Annotated in this window: 19 protein-coding genes and 1 pseudogene; 12 read left to right on the forward strand and 8 right to left on the reverse strand. The window is 70.6% G+C overall.

Features of this window, described 5'->3' with window-relative positions; all coding sequences use genetic code 11:
• Positions 1 to 97: 97 nt before the first annotated feature.
• Together PGN23_RS01255 and PGN23_RS01260 are read left to right on the forward strand one after the other, a co-directional pair.
• Positions 98 to 820, forward strand: coding sequence for a head GIN domain-containing protein (locus tag PGN23_RS01255; RefSeq protein WP_335301039.1), 723 nt, complete (start codon positions 98 to 100; stop codon positions 818 to 820).
• Positions 808 to 1518: a GIN domain-containing protein gene (locus PGN23_RS01260; RefSeq protein ID WP_335301040.1), complete on the forward strand. Its 711-nt coding sequence runs from the start codon at positions 808 to 810 to the stop codon at positions 1516 to 1518. Before PGN23_RS01255 ends, PGN23_RS01260 begins: the two co-directional genes overlap by 13 nt.
• Before the next feature lie 8 nt (positions 1519 to 1526).
• Here the strand turns inward: PGN23_RS01260 and PGN23_RS01265 are convergent, their stop codons facing one another.
• Genes PGN23_RS01265 through PGN23_RS01280 form a run of 4 tightly spaced genes read right to left on the reverse strand, consistent with a single transcriptional unit; the run spans position 1527 to position 5748 of the window.
• Positions 1527 to 1958: a PaaI family thioesterase gene (locus PGN23_RS01265; RefSeq protein WP_335301041.1), complete on the reverse strand. Its 432-nt coding sequence runs from the start codon at positions 1956 to 1958 to the stop codon at positions 1527 to 1529.
• A 53-nt stretch (positions 1959 to 2011) separates the two neighbouring features.
• Complete coding sequence (locus PGN23_RS01270) at positions 2012 to 2503, reverse strand: GNAT family N-acetyltransferase (RefSeq protein WP_335301042.1); 492 nt, start codon at positions 2501 to 2503, stop codon at positions 2012 to 2014.
• Entirely contained in the window at positions 2500 to 3036 is a 537-nt protein-coding gene (locus tag PGN23_RS01275) for a SixA phosphatase family protein (RefSeq protein ID WP_335301043.1), read from the reverse strand. Before PGN23_RS01275 ends, PGN23_RS01270 begins: the two co-directional genes overlap by 4 nt.
• A 15-nt stretch (positions 3037 to 3051) precedes the next feature.
• On the reverse strand, positions 3052 to 5748 hold the full coding sequence (locus PGN23_RS01280) for an ATP-dependent DNA helicase (protein ID WP_335302047.1): 2697 nt from the start codon (positions 5746 to 5748) through the stop codon (positions 3052 to 3054).
• A gap of 212 nt (positions 5749 to 5960) precedes the next feature.
• Between PGN23_RS01280 and sucC the strand changes: the two genes are divergently transcribed.
• From sucC to PGN23_RS01300, 4 genes are all read left to right on the forward strand, one after another.
• Positions 5961 to 7160, forward strand: coding sequence for an ADP-forming succinate--CoA ligase subunit beta (sucC, locus tag PGN23_RS01285; protein WP_335301044.1), 1200 nt, complete (start codon positions 5961 to 5963; stop codon positions 7158 to 7160).
• A gap of 248 nt (positions 7161 to 7408) precedes the next feature.
• Positions 7409 to 8158: an electron transfer flavoprotein subunit beta/FixA family protein gene (locus tag PGN23_RS01290; protein ID WP_335301045.1), complete on the forward strand. Its 750-nt coding sequence runs from the start codon at positions 7409 to 7411 to the stop codon at positions 8156 to 8158.
• Positions 8159 to 8278: 120 nt separating this feature from the next.
• The gene (locus PGN23_RS01295; protein WP_335301046.1) at positions 8279 to 9208 is read left to right on the forward strand and encodes an electron transfer flavoprotein subunit alpha/FixB family protein; all 930 of its coding nucleotides are present in this window, start codon (positions 8279 to 8281) and stop codon (positions 9206 to 9208) included.
• Positions 9209 to 9565: 357 nt separating this feature from the next.
• A complete protein-coding gene (locus tag PGN23_RS01300) occupies positions 9566 to 10819 on the forward strand; it encodes a dipeptidase (RefSeq protein WP_335301047.1) in 1254 nt (417 codons plus the stop codon).
• Between the two features lie 147 nt (positions 10820 to 10966).
• Here the strand turns inward: PGN23_RS01300 and PGN23_RS01305 are convergent, their stop codons facing one another.
• Positions 10967 to 12052 carry an alkene reductase gene (locus tag PGN23_RS01305; protein WP_335301048.1) on the reverse strand — a complete coding sequence of 362 codons (1086 nt, stop codon included), beginning with the start codon at positions 12050 to 12052 and terminating at the stop codon, positions 10967 to 10969.
• A 92-nt stretch (positions 12053 to 12144) separates the two neighbouring features.
• On the opposite strand from PGN23_RS01305, the gene PGN23_RS01310 reads away from it, so the two are divergent.
• The 6 genes from PGN23_RS01310 to PGN23_RS01335 all read left to right on the forward strand — a co-directional run bounded on the left by PGN23_RS01310 (position 12145) and on the right by PGN23_RS01335 (position 18133).
• A complete protein-coding gene (locus tag PGN23_RS01310; protein WP_335301049.1) occupies positions 12145 to 13077 on the forward strand; it encodes a DMT family transporter in 933 nt (310 codons plus the stop codon).
• Complete coding sequence (locus tag PGN23_RS01315) at positions 13074 to 13739, forward strand: COQ9 family protein (RefSeq protein ID WP_335301050.1); 666 nt, start codon at positions 13074 to 13076, stop codon at positions 13737 to 13739. The genes PGN23_RS01310 and PGN23_RS01315 overlap by 4 nt, the downstream gene beginning before the upstream one ends.
• A gap of 163 nt (positions 13740 to 13902) precedes the next feature.
• Positions 13903 to 14163: a FeoA family protein gene (locus PGN23_RS01320; RefSeq protein ID WP_335302048.1), complete on the forward strand. Its 261-nt coding sequence runs from the start codon at positions 13903 to 13905 to the stop codon at positions 14161 to 14163.
• 13 nt (positions 14164 to 14176) lie between these two features.
• Entirely contained in the window at positions 14177 to 16033 is a 1857-nt protein-coding gene (gene feoB / locus PGN23_RS01325) for a ferrous iron transporter B (protein WP_335301051.1), read from the forward strand.
• Between the two features lie 9 nt (positions 16034 to 16042).
• Positions 16043 to 16591 (forward strand): single-stranded DNA-binding protein, encoded by a 549-nt coding sequence (ssb, locus tag PGN23_RS01330; RefSeq protein ID WP_335301052.1) that lies wholly within the window; start codon positions 16043 to 16045, stop codon positions 16589 to 16591.
• Positions 16592 to 18133 carry a sensor histidine kinase gene (locus tag PGN23_RS01335; protein ID WP_335301053.1) on the forward strand — a complete coding sequence of 514 codons (1542 nt, stop codon included), beginning with the start codon at positions 16592 to 16594 and terminating at the stop codon, positions 18131 to 18133. It begins immediately after the preceding gene.
• Here PGN23_RS01335 and PGN23_RS01340 read toward each other — a convergent pair.
• The 3 genes and pseudogenes from PGN23_RS01340 to metX all read right to left on the reverse strand — a co-directional run.
• Positions 18108 to 18518: pseudogene (locus PGN23_RS01340) on the reverse strand (response regulator); the annotation flags it as partial. The gene PGN23_RS01335 and the pseudogene PGN23_RS01340 sit on opposite strands and share 26 nt — an antisense overlap.
• 21 nt (positions 18519 to 18539) lie before the next feature.
• Positions 18540 to 19139 carry a methionine biosynthesis protein MetW gene (gene metW, locus PGN23_RS01345; RefSeq protein ID WP_335301054.1) on the reverse strand — a complete coding sequence of 200 codons (600 nt, stop codon included), beginning with the start codon at positions 19137 to 19139 and terminating at the stop codon, positions 18540 to 18542.
• Positions 19136 to 20266: a homoserine O-acetyltransferase MetX gene (gene metX / locus PGN23_RS01350; protein ID WP_335301055.1), complete on the reverse strand. Its 1131-nt coding sequence runs from the start codon at positions 20264 to 20266 to the stop codon at positions 19136 to 19138. The genes metW and metX overlap by 4 nt, the downstream gene beginning before the upstream one ends.
• Between the last annotated feature and the right edge of the window lie 47 nt (positions 20267 to 20313).

The raw sequence follows: 20313 nt of genomic DNA on the forward strand, positions 1-20313 counted from the left end.
ATACACCGGACGGGGCGGCCTCGCGGGGTCGCCCTTTTCGTTTGCGCGCGCGCCCGACGTGTATTATCTTAGCAATACACGGTTTGGGAGGATGCTCATGCGAACGGTCGTGATGGCGGCGCTGCTGCCGCTGGCGGCGTGCGGTAACAGTATCGATATCGGCAGCGGCGACGGCACGTCCATCCCCGCGCAGGGCAGCGGCACGACGCGCACGTTCGCCGCGGCCGACTTCGACCGGATCGAGCTGCGCGGCAGCGACGATGTGGTCGTCCGCGTCGGCCCGGGCTTCTCCGTGCGCGCCGAGGGGACGCCCGCCATTCTCGACCGGCTGGCGATCACCCGCGATGGCCGGACGCTCAAGGTCAGCCGGCAGAAGGGCGTCTATCGCGAGGGGCAGGTGCGCGTGTTCGTGACGCTCCCCGCCATCGCTGCGGTCGGTGTCGCCGGATCGGGGAACATGAGCGTGGACCGCGTCGGCGGACGCGCGTTCGATGCGTCGGTCGCCGGATCGGGCAACCTCGCGCTGCCGTCGCTGCGCGTCGAACGGGCCCAGCTGACGATCGCGGGATCGGGCGACGTCACCGCCGCGGGCGAGGCGCGGACCCTGAAGGTCGACGTCGCCGGATCGGGCAATCTTTCGGCGCGCCGGTTCGTCGCGAACGGCGCCGACGTGAACGTGGTCGGCTCGGGCAACGTGGTCGCGACGGTACGCGGCCAGGCCAGGGTCACGTCGATGGGCTCGGGCGATGTCGACCTGGGCGCCGCCGCGCGCTGTTCTGTCACGAAGATGGGGTCCGGCGAGGTGCGGTGCGGCGGCTGATCGCGCCGGCGCTGCCGGCGCTCCTGCTGCTGCCGGCGTCGGCACAGGCGGCGGAGCGGACATGGGCGATCGGCAGCGTCGAGCGGCTGCGCGTCGAGACCCCGGTCGAGGTCCGCGTCGTCACCGGGGGCGGCAACGGCGTCACCGCGCGCGGCGACGACGCGAAGGCGCTCGCCACGCTCGACGTCACGGCGAGCGGCGGCACGCTGGTGGTGCGTCGCCCCGGCGGCCGGCTCGCCGCGCCCGATACGATGCACATGGTCGTGACCGTCCGCACGCCGCGGATCGAGGGCGCGGCGCTCTATGCCGCGGCGACCGTCACGATCGACGGCATGAAGGGCGACCGTGTCACCCTGTCGGTGACCGGCGGCGGCGCGCTGGCGGTCGAACGGATCGCGGCGACCGACCTGGCCGCGACGCTGGCGGGCGACGGCGCGATGACGCTGGCCGGGCGCAGCGCCGACACGCGGCTGATCGCCAACGGCAGCGGCACGATCGACGCCGCGGCGCTGGTTGCGGATCGGCTCGACGTCCAGGCGCTCGACACGGTGCGCGTCACCGCCGCGGCGCGCGACAGCGCGCGCGTCAACGCGATCGGCGACGCGGCGGTCGTCGTTTCGGGACGCCCCGCCTGCACGGTGCGCACGACGGGGGCGGCGCAGGTATCGTGCGGCGCCCCGTCTCCGCCCCGACGCTGATCGCAAGCCTATCCGAGCGCCGCCTTCGAGGCGCTCTCGACCCGCGCCCGTTCGGCCAGCATCAGCGTCGAGGATGCCTTGGCCAGCACCGTGCCGCCCTCGTCCAGCAGACGCCCTTCGAAGAAGCACGTCCGCTTGCCGCGGCGCTCGACCCATGCCTCCGCGATCACCGTGCCCGGGCGCGCCGGCGCGAAGAAGCTGACCTTCAGCTCCAGCGACATCGGCACCACGTCCGCGCCGCCCATCGCGATCGCCGCATGCGCCATCGCCGCGTCGATCCAGCCGGTGACGAACCCGCCCTGCACCACCCCGCCGGAGTGGCACATATGCTGGCCCGCGGCATAGGCGATCCGCGCGCGTCCCTCCGGGTTCATCTCGATCACCCGGATCAGCCCCAGGGTGCGCGACAATTCGTGAACCTGCGTATCGCTCTCCGCCATCCTGCTCCCTTTGCTCGCGATTTTGCGCAGCGTGGCGGGTCGCGGCGGGGCTGTCAAAGCGTGCGGTGCATCACCAGCGTATCGACCGCGCCCAGCGTCGGGTGACGGAACGCGCCGGGCACCCGCCCCACGATCGCGAACCCCAGCGCCTGCCACAGCGCGACCGCGCGCGTGTTGGTGGAGACGACGATATTGAACTGCATCGCGGTGAAGCCGCCCGCCCGCGCCGCGTCGAACGAATGCTCCGCCATCGCCCGCGCCACGCCGCGTCCCCGCGCCGCCTCCGCGGTGACATAGCCGGCGTTGGCGACATGCGATCCGCCACCGCGCTGGTTGGCGCGCAGGTAGGAGGTGCCGAGCAACACGCCGTCCGCATCCTCCACCACGAAGACCGCATGCAGCGGATCGCACCAGTAAGCGAGCGCCCCGGCGGCATCCACGTCGCGCTCGATCGCGTTGGTTTCGCCCGCCTGGAACACCGGCAGCAGGATCGCCGCGATCGCGGCATCATCCACCGCCTTCGCCGCGCGGATGCGGATCGTCACCCCTCGTCCGGGCCCAGCGTCGCGTCCACGTCGCGCGGGCGCACGAAGCGCGTCAGCGTCGCACCGCCCGCCGCCACATCGGCCCAGTCGTCGACCGCGAAGGTCATTTCGGCGAGCGTCGCGGTGGGATATTTCTCCTCCACCGTATCGCGCAGCCCCCCGCGTTCGTCCGGCACCAGCATCAGCACCAGATCCTCCAGCCCCGGATTATGCCCGACCAGCAGCAGCGACGCGGCCTCCGCGGGCGTCTCGCGCACCACGTCGAGCAGGCTGGCGGCCGACGCCAGATACAGCCGCTTGTCCCATTCCGGCGACAGCGGGCCGAAGCCGGTCGCGACGTCGTCCAGCGTTTCCCGCACGCGCACCGCGGGCGAGGCGATCACGCGGTCGAACGTCAGCCCCAGCTCGCGCAGGTGCTTCCCCATCGCGGCGGCGGCGCGGCGGCCCTTGGGATTGAGCGGACGGTCGAAGTCGCGCGCGACGGGATCGTCCCAGCCCGATTTGGCATGGCGCAGCAGCGTCAGCGTCTTCACGGGCACCGATCCTCTTCAATCCGGGGCGAGGGCCGCCTCATGCCCGATCGCAGGCCCGGAGGAAAGTGACTGCGCGGAAAGTGACTGCGCGGAAAGCCGCTGCCGCACCCGCGCCACCGCCTCGTCCAGCGGCACGCGCGCGATCGGGACGCCGGGGGGGAAGGCGTCGAGCAGCCGCGACGGCATCGCCGCCGACAACAGCACGAACATCCCCGAATCGTCCGCACGCCGGATCAGCCGCCCGAACGCCTGGGCGAGCCGGGCGCGGACGATACGGTCGTCATAGGCGGTGCCCCCCTCCGGCGCCGCCAGCCGCCGCGCGGCGTGGAGGACGGTCGGCTTGGGCCAGGGCACCCCCTCCATCACCACCAGCCGTAGCGAATGGCCCGGCACGTCCATCCCGTCGCGCAGCGCATCGGTGCCGAACAGGCTGGCGTGGGAATCGTCGCGGAAAATGTCGACCAGAGTCCCCGTATCGACCGGATCGACGTGCTGCGCATGCAGCGGCAGCCCGGCACGCGCCAGCCGGTCGGCAACGCGGGCGTGCACCGCACGCAGCCGCCGGATCGCGGTGAACAGCCCCAGTGCGCCGCCGTCGCTCGCCTCCACCAGCCGGGCATAGGCGTTGGCGAGCGCGGGCACGTCGCCGCGCTTCACGTCGGTGACGATCACGACCTCGGCACGCGCGGCATAGTCGAACGGGCTGGGCGCCTCGAACCGCGCCGGGGGGCGGGGCAGGTGCGGCGCGCCGATCCGCGCCTCGGCCGTCTCCCACCCGCCCCCCGCGGTGAGCGTCGCGGAGGTGACGAGCGCGCCGTGCGCGGGCTTCAGCACCGTCTCGACGAAGGGGATCGTCGGATCGAGCCAGCGACGATGGATCCCGACGTCGAATTCGCGACCCTCGACCCGGTCGACCGCGAGCCAGTCGACGAAGCGCGGGTCCGCCGGCCCGCCGATGCGCGCCAGCAGCGCCAGCCACGCCGCCACCGTCTCCGCGCGCCACCCCAGCGACGCGATCGCGCCCTCGATCCGCGCGCGTGCCGGGCCGTCCATCCAGTCGGGCGCCTCCGCCAGCACCGCCTCCAGCCGCTTGCCGAGCGCCACCATCGGCCGCACCAGTGCGTCGAGCGCCTGCGCCGCGGGCGCCGCCGCCTCGATCAGCGCGGGCGACGGCTCGGCCAGTTCGGTTTCCAGGCCATAGCCGGCATCCGTCCCCGCCGCCTCCGCGCGTGCATAGGACAGCCCCCGCACCGCCCCCAGCAGCGTCTCGATCGCGCCGAAGGGGGCGCCCTCCGCCACCCGCGCCAGCCAGCCGTCCGACGCCAGTGCGCCCGCCGCGGCGACGATGTCCGCGATCGCGCGCCCGCCCTGCTCGTCATAGCTGCCGACGTCGGACAGCCGCGCCTGCAACCCGCGGCGGCGCCCGCGCGCCGTCCCCTCCGGCCCGACGATCCAGCGGCGCAGCTCGATCGTCTCCGCCCCGGTCAACGCGGTCGCGAACATCGCGTCGGCGGCGTCGAACACGTGATGCCCCTCGTCGAAGACGTAGCGCGTCGGCCGCGTCGACAATTCGCGCCCGCGCGCGGCATTGACCATCACCAGCGCATGGTTGGCGATCACCAGATCCGCCTCCGCCGAGGCGCGGGCGGCGCGCTCGATGAAGCATTTGCGGTAATGCGGACAGCCGGCATAGACGCACTCGCCGCGCCGGTCGGTCAGCGCGGCGGAGCCGTTGCGGCGGAACAGCGTCGTCAGCCAGCCGGGCAGGTCGCCGCCGACCATGTCGCCGTCGTCGGTATAGGCGGCCCAGCGCGCCACCAGCTGCGCCAGGATCGCCGCGCGCCCGGCGAACCCGCCCTGCAACGCATCCTCCAGGTTGAGCAGGCAGAGGTAGTTCTCGCGCCCCTTGCGCGTCACCACCCGCGCCTTGCGCGTGGCGCGGTCGGGGTGGAGGCGCACGGTTTCGTGCCCCAGCTGGCGTTGCAGTGCCTTCGTATAGGTACTGATCCACACCGCGCCGCCGGCCTGCTCCGCCCATAGCGACGCCGGCGCGAGATAGCCCAGCGTCTTGCCGATCCCGGTCCCCGCCTCCGCCAGCACCAGCTGCGGCGCATCGCGCGCCACGCGCGGGCCGAACGCCGCGGCGGCGGCGGCGGCATAGGCGCGCTGTCCGCCGCGCGCCTCCGCCCCCCGCCCCGTCAGCGCATCGAGCCGGTCGAGCACCGCGTCCTCCACCAGCGTCACCGTGCGCGGCGCGGGGCGCGGGGCGACCTCTTCCCATTCGGGCAGGCGGGAGAAGAGCCAGCGCTCGTTCTGCGCCGGCCTGGCGAGCCGCGGCCCGACGACCGGCGCCCAGGCCCAGCGCGCGCGCGCGAGCGACTGCGCCGCGGTCCACGCCCCCTCGCGCTCGGCCCACTCGCCCGCGATCCCCGCCAGCAATCGCTCGACCGCGGCGAGCAGGAACGGCGCCACCTCCTCGTCCCGCTCGGGCACGGGGAGCCCCGCCACCTGCGCCACGCCCTTGGCGGTGGGCACCATGAAGCGGGCGGGGTGCAGGAACGCGAACAGCTCCAGCAGATCGAGCCCCGACAGGTCGGCATAGCCCAGCCGCTGACCCACCAGCGGCGCGTTGAGCAGCACCACCGGCGTATCGGCGGCGAGCCGGATCGCCTCGCCCCGCGACAGCGCGCGTACCTCGCCGCCCTGCGCCATCCAGATGCCCGAATGGCTGGCGTGCAGCGCAGGATAGGAGAAGGGCGGCACCGGGTTCACCGCGCCGGAGTGCACCCCCGGGAACAGATTGGCAACCGGAACACGCCTAACGCTACCGCTTCGCAAGTGCGGAAAAGAGAGTGGATTTGCGTCAGACCGTGTGCTTTAGCCAAGCTCAGACTCGACTGCATCAATCTCCGGGAGGATCGGCCATGAACATCCATGAATATCAGGCCAAGGAACTGCTCGCGAAATTCGGCGTCCCCGTGCCCGCCGGCTATGCCGCGATGAGCGTGGACGAGGCGGTCGAGGTGTCGAAGAAGCTGCCCGGGCCGCTCTATGTCGTCAAGGCGCAGATCCACGCCGGCGGCCGCGGCAAGGGCAAGTTCAAGGAGCTGCCCGAGGGCAGCAAGGGCGGCGTCCGCCTCGCCAAGACCGAGGGGGAGGTCCGCCACGCCGCGACCGAGATGCTCGGCAACACGCTGGTGACGATCCAGACCGGCGACGCGGGCAAGCAGGTCAACCGCCTGTACGTGACCGACGGCGTCGACATCGCCAAGGAATTCTATCTCGCGCTGCTGGTCGACCGCGCCACGGGCCGCGTCGCCTTCGTCGTCTCGACCGAGGGCGGGATGGACATCGAGACGGTCGCGCACGACACGCCCGAGAAGATCCACACCTTCGCGGTCGACCCCGCCACCGGGTTCCAGCCGCATCACGGCCGCGCCGTCGCCAATGCGCTGGGCCTGACCGGCGACCTCGCCAAGCAGGCGCAGAGCCTCGCCTCCAAGGTCTATGACGCGTTCCTGGGCACCGATGCCGCGCAGATCGAGATCAACCCGCTCGCCGTCACCGAGGACGACAAGCTGATGGTCCTCGACGCCAAGGTCGGCTTCGACGGCAACGCGCTGTTCCGCCACAAGGACCTGATGGAGCTGCGCGACGAGACCGAGGAGGACCCCGCCGAGCTCGAGGCGTCGAAGTACGACCTGGCCTATATCAAGCTGGACGGCGACATCGGCTGCATGGTCAACGGCGCCGGCCTCGCGATGGCGACGATGGACATCATCAAGCTGAACGGCATGTTCCCGGCCAACTTCCTCGACGTCGGCGGCGGCGCCAGCAAGGAGAAGGTGACCGCGGCGTTCAAGATCATCCTCGCCGATCCGAACGTGAAGGGCATTCTGGTCAACATCTTCGGCGGCATCATGAAATGCGACATCATCGCCGACGGCATCGTCGCCGCGGCGAAGGAGGTGAACCTGTCGGTGCCGCTGGTCGTCCGCCTGGAGGGCACCAACGTCGACAAGGGCAAGGAAATCCTCGCCAATTCGGGCCTCGCGATCGTTCCCGCCAACGACCTGGGCGATGCGGCGAAGAAGATCGTCGCCGAGGTGCAGAAGGCGGCATGATCCTGCTCGCGCGCCGCGGGTCGCGGCGCGCGTCACCGGATATCGGGGGCGGGAACGGGATGCCGTTCCCGCCCCTTGTCGCATCGACCCGCGACGGCCGGTGCGACGAAACCGCCGCCCCGCGTCATCGCGATGGACACCCTGGCGTGGTGAGGCTTTATCCCTCACGGCAACAGCTTGGGTCGCGGCACACTTGATGTTGACGTAAACGTCAGGTAGCAGCCGCGAGGAATGAGGAGAGTAGCGCAATGAAGGTGCTGGTTCCGGTCAAGCGCGTGCTTGATTACAACGTGAAGCCCCGGGTGAAGGCGGACGGCTCGGGCGTCGATCTCGCGAACGTCAAGATGTCGATGAACCCGTTCGACGAGATCGCGGTCGAGGAAGCGATCCGCCTGAAGGAGAAGGGCACGGTCACCGAGATCGTCGCCGTCTCGATCGGCGAGGCGAAGGCACAGGAGACGCTGCGCACCGCGCTGGCAATGGGCGCCGACCGCGCGATCCTGGTCACGTCGGACGAGAAGGTCGAGCCGCTGGGCGTGGCCAAGATCCTCGCCAAGATCGTCGAGGAGGAGCAGCCCTCGCTCGTGATCCTGGGCAAGCAGGCGATCGACGACGACAACAACCAGACCGGGCAGATGCTGGCCGGGCTGCTCGGCTGGGGTCAGGCGACCGCGGCGTCGAAGGTCGAGCTGTCGGCCGACAGCGCCAAGGTGACGCGCGAGGTCGACGGCGGTCTGGAGACCGACACGTACAAGCTGCCCGCGATCGTCACCACCGACCTGCGGCTCAACGAGCCGCGCTACGCCTCGCTGCCCAACATCATGAAGGCGAAGTCGAAGCCGATGGCGACCAAGACGGCGGCCGACTACGGCGTCGACGTGGCGCCGCGCCTGAAGGTGGTGAAGGTCACCGAGCCGGCGAAGCGCACCGCAGGCGTGAAGGTCGCGGATGTCGACGAGCTGGTCGGCAAGCTCAAGGCGATGGGCATCGCGAAGTAAGGCTTCGCGCCCACCCCCCGTTCGGGCTGAGCGCAGTCGAAGCCCAAGCACCACGTCCGCCACTCGCCCCTCGACGTTGCTCAGGGCGAATGGGCGTAGGATCGAAGGAAGGCTGAGAAGATGAAGACGCTGGTTTGGGTCGAGCACGACGGCTCGACCGTCAAGGACGCCACGCTCTCCGCGGTGACCGCCGCGGCGAAGCTGGGCGAGGTACATCTGCTGGTCGCAGGGCAAGGCGTCGACGGCGTCGCGCAGGCCGCGGCGACAATCGCGGGCGTCGGCAAGGTGCATGTCGCGGACGACGCGGCCTATGCGCACCAGCTGGCCGAGAACGTCGCGCCGCTGGTCCAGCAGCTGATGGACCATCACGACGCGTTCGTCGTGCCCGCCACCACCACCGGCAAGGCGCTGGCGCCGCGCGTCGCCGCGCTGCTCGACGTCATGCAGATCAGCGACATCCTGTCGGTCGAGGGCGAGGACACGTTCACGCGTCCGATCTACGCCGGCAATGCGATCGCCACCGTCCAGACGTCGGACGCGAAGAAGGTCATCACCGTGCGCGGCACCGCGTTCGAGAAGGCCGCCGCCGAGGGCGGCTCCGGCACCGTAGAGGCGGTCGCCGCGACCCCGGACACCGGCCTCGCCACCTTCGAGGGTCAGGAGATCGCCGAGCTGACGCGCCCGGAGCTGACCAGCGCGAAGATCATCGTCTCGGGCGGACGCGCGCTCGGCTCGGGCGAGAAGTTCACCGAGGTGATCGAGCCGCTGGCGGACAAGCTGGGCGCCGGCGTCGGCGCGAGCCGCGCCGCGGTCGACGCCGGGTTCGTCCCCAACGACTATCAGGTCGGCCAGACGGGCAAGATCGTCGCGCCGGAGGTCTATGTCGCGGTCGGCATCTCGGGCGCGATCCAGCACCTCGCCGGCATGAAGGACAGCAAGACGATCATCGCGATCAACAAGGACGAGGACGCGCCGATCTTCCAGGTCGCGGACATCGGCCTGGTCGGCGACCTGTTCAAGGTCGTCCCCGAGCTGACATCGAAGCTGTAATATCCCCCGTCACCCCGGCGTCGCGCCGGGGTGACGCGCCTGCCGGGGCCAACCTTCCGTTCCCCGGCGAAGGCGGGACCCTTGCAAAACAGGTGCAACGGCACCTTCGCAGGAGCACGGCGTAGCCTTTTGCAAAGGTCTCGCGGAGGCCGGGGTCCAGTCGGGCGACGACGCCATATCCCGCAAGCCGGTCGTCCCTGGCCCCCGGCCTGCGCCGGGGAACAGAAAGCGAGTTTTGCGGAGGCCTCGATCGAGGCCGCGCGACCTGCGCCTGCCGGGCCGATACACCGCCGCGGTTATACGCCTCACGCGTTTTCGCTCTGTCGCGACGCGTCGCGATCTGCTGTCATTCGCGGCATGATCGCCCTGTTCCTCGCGCAGGCCGCCGCTGCGGCCACCCCCGCCCCCGTTTCGAGCCCCGTCTCGACCCCCGTCCCGGCCCGGATCGAGCGCCTGCTCGAACGCACGCCGGTCATCGACGGGCACAACGACCTGCCCTGGGAAATCCGCCAGAATTACGAGGCGAAGGTCGAGAAGCTCGACCTGCGGCAGGACAGTTCGCGCTGGTCCTATCCGCTCCAGACCGACATCGCGCGGCTGCGGCGCGGGCATGTCGGGGGACAGTTCTGGTCGGTCTATATCCCCGCCAGCGTCACCGGGCCGCGCGCGGTGGAGATGACGCTGGAGGAAATCGACATCGTGCGCCGCATGGCCGCGGCCTATCCCGATACGTTCGCGCTGGCGACGACCGCGACGGACGTGCGGCGCGCGCAGAAGGCGGGCAGGATCGCTTCCCTGATCGGGGTCGAGGGCGGGCATCAGATCGACAAGCGGCTGTCGGTGCTGCGCCAGTACAAGGCGCTGGGCGTCGGTTACATGACGCTGACCCATGGCAAGAGCCTGGAATGGGCCGACAGCAGCACCGATGCGCCGCGCGCGGGCGGGCTGAACGCGTTCGGGCGGCAGGTAGTGGCGGAGATGAACCGCATCGGCATGATCGTCGACGTCAGCCATGTCGCCGATTCGACGATGGCGGCGGTACTGGACGTGTCGACGGCGCCCGTCATGGCGTCGCATTCGTCGGCGCGCGCGATCGCCGATGCCCCGCGCAACATCCCCGACGCGCTGCTGAAACGGATCGGCGACGCCGGCGGGGTGGTGATGGTGAACTTCTACCCCAGCTTCGTCTCCGCGCGATGGCGCGCATGGGACGGCGAACGCACCGCTTTCGCCAAAAGCCGCGGCCTGGCAGGCGACCTGTATGGCCCCGGCGCCCCCGTGCCGCTGGCGAAATGGGACGCGGAACACCCCGAACCGGCGGTGACGGTGGGCGATGTCGCCGACCATATCGAGCATGTCGCGCGGGTGGCGGGGCGCGGCGCGGTGGGTCTGGGCGGCGATTTCGACGGAATCAGCGGCACCGGGCCGGTCGGATTGAAGGGAGTCGACGGCTATCCGCGCATCTTCGCCGAGCTGGCACGGCGTGGCTGGAGCGATGCCGACCTGTCCGCGCTTGCGCAGGGTAACATCCTGCGGGTGATGGAGCGGGTCGAGGCGGTGGCGGCGGCGTCCGCAGGGACGCCCCCGGTGGACGCCACCGCGCCGAATTGACGGGCGCAGCCTCCCTGTGCCCCGGCGGAGGCGCGACCTTTGCAAAAGGCTACACCCGTGCTCCTGCGAAGGCAGGAGCACGGCGTGGACTCGATGCCGTTGCACCTGTCTTGCAAAGGCCCGGCGAAGGCCGGGGCACAGCGCTGCTCAGGCCGCCGCGGTCTCCACCTGATCGAGCGCGGGATAGTCGATATACCCCTCCGGCCCGGGCGCGTAGAAGGTCTTCGGATTGGGCGTATTGAGCGGTGCGTCCCGGCGGAAGCGCTCCACCAGATCGGGGTTGGCGATGTAGAGCCGGCCCCAGGCGACCGCGTCCGCGACGCCCGAATCGAGATCCGCCTGCGCGGCCTCCTTCGAATAATCCTGGTTGAGCACCAGCGGCCCGGTGAACACCTCGCGGATCTTCGGGCTGAGCTTGGGCACGCTGCTCGCGCCGAAGGTGCCGTCGGGCGACTGCTCGCGCAGTTCCAGGAACGCGATGCCCAGATCGTCGAGCGCCTTCGCCGCGGGCAGGAACACCGCCTCCGGATCGCTGTCGTCGGCGCCCTGCGTCTCGCCGTTGGGGGACAGGCGGATCGAGGTGCGGCCGGCACCGACCTCCGCGACCACGCGCTCCATCACCTCGCGCATCAGGCGGATGCGGTTCTCCGGCGCGCCGCCGTAATCATCGTCGCGCAGGTTGGTGTTGTCGCGCAGGAACTGGTCGATCAGATAGCCATTGGCGCCGTGCACCTGCACGCCGTCGAACCCGGCCTCGATCGCGTGGCGCGCGGCCCGGCCGTAATCCTCGATCGTCTGGCGGATGTCGTCCAGCGTCGCGGCGCGCGGCGTGTCATAGGGATTCTTGTCGGGATCGTGATAGGGTGCGCGCAGGGTCGAGGAGGACAGCGACTGCATCCCCGTGACGTCGGGACGCGCCAGCCGACCCATGTGCCACAGCTGTGCGACGATCCGCCCGCCGGCGCCATGCACCGCCTCCGTCACCGGCTTCCACGCCTCGACCTGATCGCGCGTCCATAGTCCCGGCGCGTGCGGCCAGCCGAGTCCCAGGCGGCTGATCCCGGTCGCCTCGGAGATGATGAGCCCCGCGCTCGCGCGCTGGCGGTAATATTCGATCATCAGCTCGGTCGGCACGTGTTCCGCGGTGGCGCGCGTGCGGGTCAGCGGCGCCATCAGGATGCGGTTGGGCGCCTCGATCGCCCCCAGGGTAATCGGATCGAACAGGCTGGGCATGGGCTTCCTTTCGGTGATGATGGGCTGACGCGCCTAAAGCTATGTCGCTAAGGGGCTTCATGCATCAGGTCGGTACGCGAAGAAAACCTATCATGACGAGAAGCGGCAACGGGCGTGCGTTTCTCGCGCTGGTCGTCGCCAACGTGGCGCTGGCGTTCGGCCCCATGTTCGTGCGGCTGGCGGATACCGGCCCGGTCGCCGCGGCCTTCTGGCGGATGTCGCTGGCGCTGCCGCTGGTCGCCGGCATGGCGTGGACGACGCGGAGCCGGGGCGGCGCGGCGGGCGGGACGCGGACGCGCCCGTCGCCGCGGATGATCTGGCTGCTGGCGGGCGCGGGCATCGCCTTCGCCGCCGATCTGGGCAGCTGGCATGTCGGGATCGTGCGCACCACGCTCGCCAACGCCACGCTGTTCGGCAACGTGGCGACGTTCATCTTCCCGCTGTGGGGGTTCCTGGTCGCGCGCGCCTGGCCATCGCGCGGGCAGTCGCTCGCGCTGCTGCTGGCGGCAGGCGGTGCGGCGCTGCTGATGGGGCGGTCGTATCAGCTCGACCCCGGCCATCTGGTCGGCGACCTGCTGTGCGTCCTGGCGGGCGTGCTCTACGCGGCCTATTTCGTGCTGATGGCGGACGTGCGCGCGACGATGGCACCGCTGCCCGCGCTCGCCTGGTCGTCGCTGACCGCGCTGCCGCCGCTGCTCGCCTTCGCGCTGCTGCTGGGCGAACGCGTGATGCCGGGGGACTGGACCCCGCTGCTGGGGCTCGCGTTGTGCAGCCAGGTGATCGGTCAGGGCTGCATGACCTATGCGCTGGGGCGATTGTCGCCGCTGGCGATCGGGCTGGCGCTGCTGGTGCAGCCGGTGGTGGCGGGCGTGGTCGGCTGGCTGCTGTTCGGCGAGCGGCTGGGCGCCCCCGACCTGATCGGCGTGGCGATGGTCGCCGCCGCGCTGGTGCTGGTGCGGCGCGAGCCGGGACCTGCTAGGGCCATCGCGCCGGCGGCCAACGGGGTACGCGAGGAGGTGGCATGAATCAGGACGGGAAGGCGGACTGGACGCTCGACGAGGTCCGCGAGAGGCTGGCGCCCGCGATCGCCGCCAATGCCGCGTTCGACGGCTGGGGCGATGCCGCGCGCGATCTGGCGGCGGAGACGAGCGGGGTCGACCCCGACATCGCCCGCGTCGCCTTCGCCGATGGCCCGGTGGCGATGATCGATGCCTGGTTCGAGCATGTCGACGCCGCGATGGTCGCCGCCGTGCCCGCCGAGGCGCTGGCGACGATGAAGATCCGTCAGCGCATCACCGCGCTGGTCGAGGCGCGGCTCGCCGTGCTGGCGCCCGAGCGCGAATCGCTGCGCCGCGCGCTCGCGGTGCTCGCCACGCCGAATCACGTTCCCCGCGCCGCCCGGCTGGGGTGGCGCAGCGTCGATCGCATCTGGCGCGTCGCGGGCGATACCGCGACCGACTACAACCACTATACGAAGCGGGCGATGCTGCTGGCGGTCTATGGCGCGACGATCACCGTCTTCCTCGACGACGACAGCGAGGGGCAGGCGGACACGCGCGCGTTCCTGGCGCGGCGGATCGACGGCATCATGCGGTTCGAAAAGGCGAAGGCCGGGATGACGCGGCGGGCGCAGCGGCGGCCCAGCCTCAGCCGGTTCGTCGGTCGGCTGCGCTACCCGGTGGTCTGACGCCCGCGGCGTCCCGGCGCATCGTCGCGCCCCGCGCGTCGATCGGCGAACTCGTTTATTGATAATCAATCGCACGCGCCATATAGCAGGCCTCGTGACCGGCTATCCCCACCCCGCCCCGCTTCATGCCGCCAACGATGCGACGCTCGAGTCGCGCTGGAACCTGGAGACGCTGCCGCGGCATGCGCCCGCGACCGTCGCCGCGATCGACTGGTCCCGGCTGGCGACGCCCGAGGCGCGCAGGTTGCGCGAACTGGGCTTCGGCGAGGGCGTGGGGGTGGAGGTCCTTCACCGTGCAACGCTGGGCGGTGGCCCGATCGCGTGCCGGATCGGGCGGATGACGGTGGCGCTGCGCCGCGCGGTCGCCGCGACGATCCACGTCGCGCGCGACGTGGAAGGCGGCGAGCTGCTGGCCGCGGAATGACGGCCGCGCACTGATGGAGCTCCCCCCGCTGGTCGCGATGGTCGGCAACCCCAATGCCGGCAAGAGCGCGCTGTTCAACGCGCTGACCGGCGCGCGGCAGAAGGTTGGCAACTATCCCGGCGTCACGGTCGAGCGGCATGCCGGGCGGCTGGCGCTGGACGACGGACGCCCGGTCGAGCTGGTCGACCTGCCCGGCGCGTACAGCCTAGACCCGTCCTCCCCCGACGAGCGCGTGACGCGCGACGTGGTGACGGGGGCGCAGGCGGGCGAGCGGCTGCCCGACGCGTTGCTGGTCGTGGTCGACGCCGCCAATCTGGACAATCACCTGCGCTTCGCGATGCAGCTGATCGCGTTGAAGCTGCCGGTCGTGATCGCGCTCAACATGGTCGACCTGGCCGAGCGCGACGGGCTGGTGCTCGACCCGGCGGTGCTGGAGCGTGAGCTGGGCGTCCCCGTCGTCGCCACGGTGGCGGTGCGCCGCCGCGGGATCGACGACCTGCGCGCGCGACTGACCGATGCGATCGGCGCGGCGAAGCGTCGCGACGCGGGGCCGCTGCCGGTGCCGCAGGACGACATCGTCGTGCTCCAGCGCCGCGCCCGTGCCCTGTCGCGCGCGGCGACGCTCAGCGAGACGCCGGTGCGGCGCTGGAACACCGCGCTCGACGCGGTCGCGCTGCACCCGGTGGTCGGCCCGATCCTGCTCGTCGCGCTGTTGTTCGTGATGTTCCAGGCGGTGTTCAGCTGGTCGGAAGCGCCGGTCGGCTGGATCGAGGATGGGTTCGCCGCGCTCGACGCCATGGTGAAGGCATCGCTGCCCGACGGTTTCCTGCGATCGCTGCTGACCGATGGCGTCATCGCCGGCGTCGGCGCGGTCGTCGTCTTCCTGCCGCTGATCCTGATCCTGTTTCTCTTCATCCTGGTGCTGGAGGCGTCGGGCTACATGGTGCGGGCCGCGTTCCTGCTCGATCGGATGATGAGCCATGTCGGGCTGTCGGGACGGGCGTTCATCCCGCTGCTGTCCAGCTTCGCCTGCGCGGTGCCCGGGATCATGGCGACGCGCACGATCGACGACGAGAAGGACCGGCTGACCACGATCCTGATCGCGCCGCTGATGACCTGCTCGGCGCGGCTCCCGGTCTATACGATCATCATCGGCGCGTTCATCCCGGCGCGCCGGGTGGTGCCGTTCGTCGGCCTTCAGGGGCTGGTGCTGCTCGGTCTCTACCTGATGGGGATCGTGGGCGCGTTCGTCGCCGCGCTGCTGTTGCGGCGCACCGTGACGAAAGGCGAGTCGTCGGGCTTCATGATGGAGATGCCGCGCTATCAGTGGCCGCGCATCCGCGACGTGCTGATCGGGCTGTGGAGCCGCGCGGCGATCTTCCTGAAGCGCGCCGGCACGACGATCGCGATCACCACCATCGTGCTGTGGGCGCTGCTGAGCTTCCCGCAGGCGCCCCCGGGGCAGAAGCAGGTCGAATATTCGGTCGCGGGCCGCATCGCCAGCGGGCTGGAGGTCGTGGTGCGCCCGATCGGCTTCAACCACGACATCGCGCTGGCGCTGATCCCCGCGATGGCGGCGCGCGAGGTGGCGGTGGCGGCGATCGGCACCGCCTATGCGATCGACGATACCGAGGATGCGAGGGGCGAACAGTCGCTGGTGGAGCGGCTTCGCGCGCGCTGGTCGCTGCCGACCGCGCTCGCCTTCCTGATGTGGTTCGTCTTCGCGCCGCAATGCATCTCCACGATCGCGGTGACCCGGCGCGAGACGAACGGGTGGAAATGGCCGCTCTTCATGCTCGGCTACCTTTTCGCCATCGCTTATGTCATGGCGGGTCTGACATACTGGCTGGCGGTGTTCGCCGGCCTCTAAGAGGGTCGCATGGCAGGCAGCGTCAACAAGGTCATTCTCGTCGGCAATCTCGGGCGCGATCCCGAGTCGCGCTCGTTCCAGAACGGCGGCAAGGTGGTGAACCTGCGCATCGCCACGTCCGAAAGCTGGAAGGACCGCAACACCGGCGAGAAGAAGGAAAAGACCGAATGGCATTCGGTCGCGATCTTCAACGAAGGGCTCGCCAACGTGGCCGAGCGGTTCCTGCGCAAGGGTAGCAAGGTCTATATCGAGGGCCAGTTGCAGACCCGGAAGTGGCAGGACCAGCAGGGTAACGACCGATATTCGACGGAGGTCGTGCTGCAGGGCTTCAACTCCGTGCTGACGATGCTCGACGGACCGCAGGGCGGGTCCGGCGGCGGCGGCGGTCGTGACGACTGGGGCGGCGGCGGCGACGACTTCGGCGGCGGATCGCGCGGCGGTGGTGGTGGCAGCCGCGGCGGCGGCGCCTCGTCCGGCGGCGGGTCGCGCGGCGGCGGCGGCGGTGGCAACTTCGGCGGCGGCTATGCCGACGATCTCGATGACGACGTGCCGTTCTAAGTGACGCAACCCCTGTCGCCATCGGTATGCAGCGAGGAGCAGCGCGTCGCCGCGCTCGCCTCGCACGAAATCGGCACGCTCTACGATTCGAGCGCACTGCGGCAGATCACCGATTTCGCCGCAGCGCTGTGCGACGTACCGACCGCACTCGTCAGCATGGTCGAAACCGATCGCCAGCTGTTCCTGGCGCGGACCGGCATGGACGTGAGCGAGACCCCGCGCGAACAGTCCTTCTGCGCCTATGCGATGTGGGAAGACGGCGTCATGGTGGTGCCCGACGCGACGCTGGACCCGCGCTTCGCCGACAATCCGCTCGTCACCGGCGAGCGGAACCTGCGCTTCTACGCCGGGGCGCCGCTGGTGTCGGACGAAGGCTATCCGCTGGGATCGCTGTGCGTGCTGGATACCAGGCCCCGGCCCGAGGGGCTGACCGCGTTCCAGCGGCAGGGGCTGGAGGTGCTGGCCGCCAATGTCCTCGCCCGGTTGCGCGACAAGCGCGAGGGCGCCGCGCGCCGTGCATCGGAGCGCGAGGCGCTGGCCGCGGCGAGCGACAGCGACCTGCGCTTCCGCACGCTGGCGGACACCATGCCGCAGATGGTGTGGTCGACGCTGCCCGATGGCTATCACGATTATTACAACGCGCGCTGGTACGAATTCACCGGGGCGCCGGTGGGCACGACCGATGGCGAGGGCTGGAACGACATGTTCCATGCCGAGGATCGGGATCGTGCCTGGGCGGTATGGCGCCGGTCGCTGGAAACGGGGGCGCCGTACCAGATCGAATATCGCCTGCGCCACCGTGACGGCACCTACCGCTGGGTGCTGGGGCGCGCGCTGCCGATCCGCGACGAGGACGGGCGGATCACGCGCTGGATCGGGACGTGCACCGACGTCCACGAGCAGAAGCTGGCGCTGGAGGAGCGCGAGGTCATCAGCCAGGAGCTGAGCCATCGCATCAAGAACATCTTCTCGGTCATCGCCGGGCTGATCCAGTTCGCGGCGCGGTCGCATCCCGAGGTGGCGGGCGTCGCCACCGACCTGCGCCAGCGCATCACCGCGCTGGGCCGCGCGCACGATTTCGTACGCCCGCACAGCCCCAATTCGCGTCCGCATCTGGCGCAGGACAGCCTGGTCGGGCTGCTGCAGGAGCTGTTCGCCCCCTATCAGTCCGCCCCCGGCGAGCGGATCGACATCATCGGCGACGACGTGCCGATCGACGATCGCGCCGCGACCCCGCTGGCGTTGCTGTTCCATGAGCTGGCCACCAACGCGAGCAAATACGGCGCGCTGTCGGTCGGGACCGGGAAGGTGTTGCTGGCCGTCTCGCGCGAGGGCGCCGAGGTGGAGCTCGTCTGGCGGGAAACCGGAGGGCCGGCGGTGACGACGCCGTCGGCGAACGGCGGGTTCGGCACGCAGCTGATGGAATTGAGCGCGGTGCGCCAGCTGGGCGGCACGGTCGAGCGCGCGTGGCAGCCGGAGGGGCTGGAGGTGACCGTCCGGGTGCCGGCGCCGGCGTTCAGCCGGACGTCAGCGGCCACCTGACGAAATCGGCATTGTCCGCCACCAGGTCCGGGCGGCTGGCGGTCTGCGCCGCCGCCAGGATCGCTTCGTCGCTGAACGGCTTGCGGATATAGCCCAGCGCGCCGGCCGGATCCTCGATCTGGCTGGGGTTGGCGGTCACGAAGACGACGCGGACGCCATGTTCCCGATGGATGCGCTGCGCGATCTCGGGTCCGGTGGCACCGTCGCGCAGGTTCACGTCGACGAAGGCGAAGGTGCAGCCGGGTGCCGCACGCAGCGCGGTATCGGCGTCGGCCGCGATCCCGGCGACCGTATAACCGGCGTCGATCAGGATCCGCTCGAGGTCGAGCGCGACGAAGATTTCGTCCTCCACGATCAATGCGGTCTTCGGCATCCTACCTTCCCTGTCGAGCCGGCTTAACCGGGATCAACGCGAAGGGTTCCGTGTCAAGAGGAATACGGCATGCTCCGCCAGGAAATTGGCGGCCGCGCCGCCGGTGTTCTTGTCGCCCGAGAGGAACCATGCCCCCTCCACCGTGATCGCCCGCTCGCGCAGGTGCGCGCGGAAGTCGTCGATGGTCAGGTGGTGGATGTTGGGCGTGTCGTACCAGCGCTCCGGCAGCAGCCGCGTCACCGGCATCCGCCCGCCCCACAGCAGCGACAACCGCACGCGCCAGTGCGCGAAATTGGGGAAGCTGACGAAGGCGCGGCGCCCGATCCGCAGCAATTCTTCCAGCACGCGGTCCGGCGCGCGCGCGGTCTGCAACGTCTGGCTGAGGATCGCATAGTCGAAGCTCTGGTCGGGATAGCCCGCCAGGTCGCTGTCCGCGTCGCCCTGGATCACCGGCAGCCCGCGCGCCATCGCCAGCGCGACGTTGGTCGCATCCAGCTCCAGCCCGCGCGCATCCACGCCGCGCCCGTCGCGCAGCGCCGCCATCAGGTCGCCGTCGCCGCAGCCGACGTCCAGCACGCGCGCGCCGGGCCGGACGTGGCGCGCGATGATCGCGAGATCGGGGCGCAGATTCATCGCCCCGCCCTCAGGAACCCGCCGACCAGCCGCTCCAGTTCGGGCGAATCGAGCAGGAAGGCGTCATGGCCGTAGGGGCTGGACAGCTCCACGAAGCTGGCCGGTGCGCCCGCGGCGTTGAGCGCCTGCACGATACTGCGCGAATCCGCGGTGGGATAGAGCCAGTCGGTATCGAAGCTGACGAGGCAGAAGCGCGTCCCCGCCCCGCGGAACGCCTGCGCCAGCAGCCCGCCATGCTCCTCCGCAAGGTCGAAATAGTCCATCGCGCGGGTGATATAGAGGTAGCTGTTGGCGTCGAACCGATCGGTGAACGACAGCCCCTGATAGCGCAGGTAGCTTTCGACCTGGAAATCGGCGTCGAAGCCGAAGCTCTTGTGTTCGCGCGCCTGCAGCCGGCGTCCGAATTTCTCGGTCAGCCCGGCCTCCGACAGATAGGTGATATGCGCCGCCATCCGCGCCACCGCGAGGCCCGCGGCGGGTGGCTCGCCGCCGTAATAGTCGCCGCCGTTCCACCGCGGATCGGCCATCACCGCCTGCCGCCCGACCTCGTGGAAGGCGATGTTCTGCGCGGTGTGCCGCGCGGTGGAGGCGATCACCACCGCGGCACGGACCCGGTCGGGATAGGTCGCCGCCCAGCTGAGCGCCTGCATCCCGCCCATCGATCCGCCGACCACCGCGGCGAGCCGCGCGACGCCCAGATGGTCCAGCAGCATCGCCTGCGCGCGCACCATGTCGCGGATGGTGATGACGGGGAAGGCCATCGCATAGGGACGTCCCGTCGCCGCGTCGATGCTGGCGGGGCCGGACGATCCCATGCAGCTGCCCAGCACGTTGGCACAGATGACGAAATAGCGGTCGGTATCGATCGGACGGCCGGGGCCGACCATCCGCGTCCACCAGCCCGGCTTGCCGGTGCGGGGATTGGGGCCGGCGACATGCTGGTCCATCGTCAGAGCGTGGCACAGCAGCAGCGCGTTCTCGCCGTCCGGCGCCAGCGTGCCGTAGGTTTCGTAGGCGATGTCGACCGGGGCCAGCAGCGCGCCGCTATCGAGCCGGAGCGGGCCCGGCAGCGTCACGCGCCGTGCCAGGCCGAAGCGCTGGTCGAGATCGGAAGGGGTCGTCAGCATCGAGCGACGGGCCTTACCCTCCCGCGGGGGGGCAAGTCGAGCGGGCG

It is taken from the genome of Sphingomonas adhaesiva, assembly GCF_036946125.1.
In the GTDB taxonomy this organism is placed as follows: Bacteria; Pseudomonadota; Alphaproteobacteria; order Sphingomonadales; family Sphingomonadaceae; genus Sphingomonas; species Sphingomonas adhaesiva_A.

Bases quoted from the DNA above. Each gene is read 5' to 3' on its own strand.
- PGN23_RS01255 (WP_335301039.1), top strand. From the start codon at position 98: ATGCGAACGGTCGTGATGGCGGCGCTGCTGCCGCTGGCGGCGTGCGGT.
- PGN23_RS01265 (WP_335301041.1), bottom strand. From the start codon at position 1,958: ATGGCGGAGAGCGATACGCAGGTTCACGAATTGTCGCGCACCCTGGGG.
- PGN23_RS01280 (WP_335302047.1), bottom strand. From the start codon at position 5,748: ATGGCGCAGGGCGGCGAGGTACGCGCGCTGTCGCGGGGCGAGGCGATC.
- sucC (WP_335301044.1), top strand. From the start codon at position 5,961: ATGAACATCCATGAATATCAGGCCAAGGAACTGCTCGCGAAATTCGGC.
- PGN23_RS01290 (WP_335301045.1), top strand. From the start codon at position 7,409: ATGAAGGTGCTGGTTCCGGTCAAGCGCGTGCTTGATTACAACGTGAAG.
- PGN23_RS01295 (WP_335301046.1), top strand. From the start codon at position 8,279: ATGAAGACGCTGGTTTGGGTCGAGCACGACGGCTCGACCGTCAAGGAC.
- PGN23_RS01300 (WP_335301047.1), top strand. From the start codon at position 9,566: ATGATCGCCCTGTTCCTCGCGCAGGCCGCCGCTGCGGCCACCCCCGCC.
- PGN23_RS01305 (WP_335301048.1), bottom strand. From the start codon at position 12,052: ATGCCCAGCCTGTTCGATCCGATTACCCTGGGGGCGATCGAGGCGCCC.
- PGN23_RS01310 (WP_335301049.1), top strand. From the start codon at position 12,145: ATGACGAGAAGCGGCAACGGGCGTGCGTTTCTCGCGCTGGTCGTCGCC.
- PGN23_RS01315 (WP_335301050.1), top strand. From the start codon at position 13,074: ATGAATCAGGACGGGAAGGCGGACTGGACGCTCGACGAGGTCCGCGAG.
- feoB (WP_335301051.1), top strand. From the start codon at position 14,177: ATGGAGCTCCCCCCGCTGGTCGCGATGGTCGGCAACCCCAATGCCGGC.
- ssb (WP_335301052.1), top strand. From the start codon at position 16,043: ATGGCAGGCAGCGTCAACAAGGTCATTCTCGTCGGCAATCTCGGGCGC.
- metW (WP_335301054.1), bottom strand. From the start codon at position 19,139: ATGAATCTGCGCCCCGATCTCGCGATCATCGCGCGCCACGTCCGGCCC.
- metX (WP_335301055.1), bottom strand. From the start codon at position 20,266: ATGCTGACGACCCCTTCCGATCTCGACCAGCGCTTCGGCCTGGCACGG.